4 protein-coding genes are annotated in these 4,267 nt (G+C 48.8%); 3 read left to right on the plus strand and 1 reads right to left on the minus strand.

Going from position 1 to position 4,267, the window contains the following annotated elements:
- Together Q0236_RS09445 and Q0236_RS09450 are read left to right on the plus strand one after the other, a co-directional pair.
- The coding region (locus Q0236_RS09445; RefSeq protein WP_297917167.1) for a lysophospholipid acyltransferase family protein at nt 1-446 on the plus strand (446 nt) is incomplete at its 5' end.
- A gap of 469 nt (nt 447-915) precedes the next feature.
- Nucleotides 916-1,398 carry a hypothetical protein gene (locus Q0236_RS09450; RefSeq protein WP_297917169.1) on the plus strand — a complete coding sequence of 161 codons (483 nt, stop codon included), beginning with the start codon at nt 916-918 and terminating at the stop codon, nt 1,396-1,398.
- A 164-nt stretch (nt 1,399-1,562) separates the two neighbouring features.
- Here the strand turns inward: Q0236_RS09450 and Q0236_RS09455 are convergent, their stop codons facing one another.
- The gene (locus tag Q0236_RS09455; protein WP_297917171.1) at nt 1,563-2,597 is read right to left on the minus strand and encodes a hypothetical protein; all 1,035 of its coding nucleotides are present in this window, start codon (nt 2,595-2,597) and stop codon (nt 1,563-1,565) included.
- A gap of 106 nt (nt 2,598-2,703) precedes the next feature.
- Between Q0236_RS09455 and truD the strand changes: the two genes are divergently transcribed.
- On the plus strand, nt 2,704-3,816 hold the full coding sequence (gene truD / locus Q0236_RS09460) for a tRNA pseudouridine(13) synthase TruD (protein WP_297917173.1): 1,113 nt from the start codon (nt 2,704-2,706) through the stop codon (nt 3,814-3,816).
- The last annotated feature ends 451 nt before the right edge of the window (nt 3,817-4,267 follow it).

Raw genomic sequence — 4,267 nt, forward strand, 5'->3', positions numbered from 1 at the left:
CCCATCCCGGCGATATTTGCTGGATCGCCAAAAAAGAGATCGCCGACATCCCCATCATCGGCAAAATCATCACGCTTCCGAAGATGATCCAGGTCGATCGCTCAAATCCGCGCGATCTGGTGCGGATCGTGCACGAAGTACAGCAGCGCGTGAGCGAAGGGCGCGTCATCACGATGTTTCCCGAGGGCACCAGACATCGCGGCACGCAGCTTTTGCAATTCCAAAGCGGTGCTAAAGCGATCGTTAGCAAGCTCGGTCTGCGCGTCCAGCCAGTGGTGCTCATCGGCACGCAGCACATCGCAAACTCTCACGATTTCACCGTCCACAGCGGATACGTCAAAATCATCTACCTAGACCTACTCGACACGAGCGATAAAGATTGGCTGCAGCACGCCAGAGACACGATGCAAGCCGTAATCGACGAAAACGAAACCGCCGAAGCATAGGCGGGATTCATAAATTTATCGATGAAATTCAAACGCGACTTTTGTTAGTTCGCGCGATTTCTGCGCGCTAGCGCGTTTATTTGCGCTTTGATTTGCGGCGGCGAAATTTTATAAATTTCGTCCGCTTGTGTCAGACGGCTGAATTTTAAAATTTTATCTCGCGCAAGCCCGCGCGATTTTGAGCGGCCGCAAATGGAATTTAGCGGCGGACTACGTAGTTTTCATACGCGGTACGTGCGCGGCGAACGACTAAATTTTAAAATTTCACTCAAGCAGGCGGCGAGTTATCGGCAAGAGACTGCAAGAAAACAGCGCCTGTAAGAAGCAAAATTTTAAAATTTTACGCGGCGCGGCAAGATAGAGCTTAGCGTATATTTAGCCATTTGTGCAAATGGCTAAACGATTTGTCGCAAGAGCAAAAGCGGCAATCTGCAAGCAGTCAAAATTTTAAATTCTTAAGGAGTAGAGAATGGCGTTTGTTACAGAGTATATTTCAAAAGAGAATATCGAGAAATATAGTTTATTAGAAACGATAAATAAAATACGCAAAAAATATGATGATGACGAGATTAGTCTATGGTTCCTAGAAAGATTAGATTGGTGTATAGACCGAGAAAATAACACTTGGCTAATTCGTATATCGCATGATCATTTAAGAGATATAGGAGATTATGCCTTAACTAAAACGATATGGCTATTGTATTATAAAAGTAACGATATAGAGCTGGACTTGAGGCGGATTTTTAATGATGAAACGATTGGCGATCCGTATAGAATTATTTATGAGCTTCACGATATAAAAACAGATGCCGAGAATACAACCAGCGATGAAATTATAGATATTTTGAGAAAAATTTTAAACATATATGGCGGTGGTGGAGTTGGACTAGAAAATTTTACTTTAAAAGAGAAATTAAAGGTAAGCTTTAATAGTCAATTTATAGCAAAGTAAGAATACGAGCCACAAGGCAGAACAAGCAAATACCGCATTAAAGAAATAGTAGATGATTAAACCGCCTGCGATTAAGAAAACTATTTGCTTTATGCCGATCATCAATATACAGTCGATTTAAAATTTTACCGTCGTAATAGGATAAATTTTAAAACCCCGTCCGCTTAAATCAGCGTCGGCTTTAGCTTGCGTGCCGAAAAGTCGGGCCTCTCGCCGCGAGCTAGAGCGATGAGCTCATCCGTCGCGATTAGATAAAAGCCCGCGAGCCCTCTGCCGAAAAGCCTTTGGATTTCATCGCTTCTGCCGTCTAAAAAATCAAGCGCGAGCTTGGAATTTACTAGCAAAAAATCGCTTCCGCTGTCAAACGCGTCAAGTAAAATTTCGCCCCCCAGCCGCAGCGCGCACTCCCGCTCGCGCTCATATATCTGCGCTCCAAGCGGCGTGCCTTCGCAGCCAAAGTGCACGATCTGCGCACCCAGCCTGCTAGCCAGCTCCTCCGCAGCCTCATCGTACCACACGGCGACGTTAAAGCCGCTAAAATCGTGCTTCGCGCCCGCTGCGTCAAATTCCGCCATGCTCTGCGCGCTTAAAATTTTATTACTGCGCGCGGGCTCAAATTTTAAAATGTCGCAAAACGCCCTGTATGCCGCGCGGTCGTCAAACTCCATCCCCACGGCGTCGCACTTCGTAAAATACGCCATCTGCGGCTCGATGATCTCTAAAATCCTCATACGCTCGCTCGGATGCGTCTGCATCAGGCGGTGCGCGAAGATAAAGGCGCTGTTGCCCAAAAACTCCTGCGAGCATGCGGGGATTTTCGTCGAGTAAAAATAGGGCGCGAGGCTTTTGTAAAACTCGAAATCAGCAGCGTCCGCGATGCTCTCAAAGGCTTTAAATTTATCCAAAAACGCCCTCGGCTCGCAGCGCAGATCTTTAATCGCCTCTTTTTCGCTAAGAGGCGAGATGATTAGCTCGCTTCCGAAGTGCGCTATCAGCGTATCTAGCGGCTCTTTTACGCTTACGGTGGTGCCGCTGATTTTTACAAATTCCACCCCCTGCGCGCTGAAATAGGGATCGTGCGCGCAGATGTCATCAAGCAGTGCCGCAAGATCGGCAAAGGGCGCGCTTTCATAAACATAGGGCTTGAAGTAGCTTGCGACGTCGCAGCGAGGATCGAAGCGAAAGAGCCTGATTAGCATTTTTCATCCTTTTTTTATGGCGAATGATACTAGAATTTGCCTTAATAATGAGTTTTTTAGGCTCAATTTTATAAAATTGTGCCTTAGATTAACGCAAAGGCGGGCTATGAAAAATTTATACACCCTAAATCACGCGCCGATAAATGCGCATTTTAGTAAAAATTCCAGCGATTTCGTCGTGCGCGAAGTGCCGCTTTACGAGCCTAGCGGTGAGGGCGAACACTGCATTTTGCTGCTGCAAAAAAAGGGCATCGGCACGCACGAGGCACTACGGATTTTAAGCGAACGCACGGGCGCTAAGATGCGCGAGTTCGGCTACGCGGGGCTTAAAGACAAACAAGGCCTTACGACGCAGCACGTTAGCATGCCTGCTAAATTTGAACCCGCGCTGGGCGGATTTTCACACGAGAGCCTTAAAATTTTAAGCGTGCAAAGGCACAAAAACAAGCTTAAAATCGGGCATCTTAGGGGCAATGACTTTTTCATCCGCCTAAAAAAGGTCCTGCCGCCCGACGCCGTTAAGCTCGCAGCCGCACTAGATACGCTAGGGCGCGAGGGCTTTGCGAACTACTTCGGCTATCAGCGCTTCGGCAAGTTCGGCGACAACGCGGCGCAGGGCGAGGAGGTGCTGCGCGGACAGAGGCGGCTTAAAAACCCCAAAATGCGCGACTTTCTAATCAGCGCCTATCAGAGCGAGCTTTTCAATCGCTGGCTTAGCAAGCGGGTCGAAATTTCAAAATTTGCGGCGGAATTTAGCTCGGGCGAGTTTGCTAAAATTTACGGGCTAAGCAAGGAGGAGGCGCGCGAGATCGCGGCTCAGCCGCAGTTTTTCAAGCTGCTAAGAGGCGAGATTTTAGGACATTTTCCGCACGGCGCGTTTTTTAGCTGCGACGATCTTGGCGCGGAGTGTGAGAGGTTTGCAAGGCGAGAAATCACGAGCGCGGGACTAATCGTGGGGCGAGCGAAGCTGCGAGCTAGCGGGCTTGGCGGCAGATTTGAAGATGAAATTTTCGCGCCCTCGCGCGAGCTTGAGGCGCAGATGAACGGCTCGCGCAGGTTTGCGTGGAGCTTTATGGAGCGCGTGCAGCACGCCTACGATGCGCAAAATGCGCATTTTAGCTTCAGTTTTTACCTGCCGAAAGGCTCTTACGCGACGGTCGTTTTAGAAGAAATTTTGCACCGAGATATATTCGAGGGCGCCGCGACAGACGAGGATTGAGCCGCATCGCGCCGCGGGGTAAGACTCGTGCCGCACCACGTCAAATCGCGGCCGCGGAGTAGGGCTCATGCCGCGCCAAACGGTGCCGCAGAGTGGGGTTCACGCCGCACTTGCGCTACGTCACGCCGCATCGCACCGCGCTGCAGAATAGGGCTCGCGCCACGCCACGCCCCACGTTAAACCGCGCTGTAGAGTAGGGCTTGGCTACGTCGCGGCGCAGCACGCGGAATTTTACGGAATTTTAGAGCTTGCTGCGTGGATTTAAATTTATGCGACGATGAAATTTTATGAAATTTCGTAAAATTTTATCGCAGTAAGCGCGCCGTTTTGTTTAAGCCATAGAATTTCAAATTTAAAATTTATTCGGCTTGGCCGTAGGTAAAATTTGATAAATTTCACCTTTTTATAGTTGCCCAAATTCATTTTGGCCAATAACTAGCAAAATATTATT

Source organism: uncultured Campylobacter sp., from assembly GCF_938031315.1.
Lineage (GTDB): Bacteria > Campylobacterota > Campylobacteria > Campylobacterales > Campylobacteraceae > Campylobacter_B.